At 77.1% G+C, this 353-nt stretch carries 1 pseudogene; it reads left to right on the forward strand.

Going from position 1 to position 353, the window contains the following annotated elements:
* Window positions 1-114 precede the first annotated feature (114 nt).
* Window positions 115-353 (forward strand): annotated as a pseudogene (locus N801_RS21285) (HNH endonuclease); the annotation flags it as partial.

Here is a 353-nt window from a genome sequence, read left to right on the forward strand (position 1 = left end):
TTGGGGGCTGCGGCGCGGCGGGCGGGGGCTGCTCTTGATGCGGAGTCGCTGGCCGAGCGCGCCCGGCGTGCCGTTGCCTCGCGGCGGGTGTCGGTGCGCCCGGCCGCGGACGGCATGGCGTGGCTGTCGGTGCTGGGGCCGATGAAGGACGTGGTCGGGGCGTTCTGCGCCCTGTCCGCCGAGGAGGGTCGCCGGCACGTCGTCGACCCCGACCTGCCGGCCGAGCAGTGGGACGCGGCGATGGCCGCGGCTCGTGCGGACACCCGGGGAAAGGGGGCGTGGCTCGCCGACCGGGCGCTGGAGCTCCTCAGTGGGCGGGCGCATGGTCAGCCGCAGCCGGTCGAGGTGTCGCT

Source organism: Knoellia aerolata DSM 18566 (assembly GCF_000768695.1).
Lineage (GTDB): Bacteria > Actinomycetota > Actinomycetes > Actinomycetales > Dermatophilaceae > Knoellia > Knoellia aerolata.